Origin of the sequence: Streptomyces sp. URMC 124 (genome assembly GCF_051386455.1) — a bacterium.
GTDB lineage: Bacteria > Actinomycetota > Actinomycetes > Streptomycetales > Streptomycetaceae > Streptomyces.
This window is the reverse complement of the sequence record NZ_JBPQTS010000546.1, coordinates 1-254: the sequence shown is the minus strand read 5'-3', so window position 1 is coordinate 254 and position 254 is coordinate 1. Positions and strand designations below refer to the sequence as shown.

1 protein-coding gene is annotated in these 254 nt (G+C 52.0%); it reads right to left on the bottom strand.

Translation table 11 applies throughout. The features are described 5' to 3' along the window. Positions 1 to 238, bottom strand: a 238-nt coding sequence (locus ACSNOG_RS33645) for a sensor histidine kinase (RefSeq protein ID WP_436756462.1), incomplete at its 3' end; no start/stop codon positions are given. Between the last annotated feature and the right edge of the window lie 16 nt (positions 239 to 254).

The window sequence follows — 254 nt, the reverse complement described above, 5'->3', positions numbered from 1 at the left end:
CCCTAGGTATATGTAAGGTGACCTCCGTCCCCTTGCCCGGGGACGAAGACAGCGACATACGTCCGTCGATCATAACCAACCGCTGCCGTAAACCGGCGAGGCCATTGCTGCTAGTATAGAATTGATCCATATCAGCCCCAATCCCGTCATCACTTACGGATACACGGACTTCCCCTTCCTGAATGTCGAGAAGAATGTTGCACTTTGTTGCCCGGCTATGTCGAACCACATTTGTAATCGTCTCGCGAAAACAC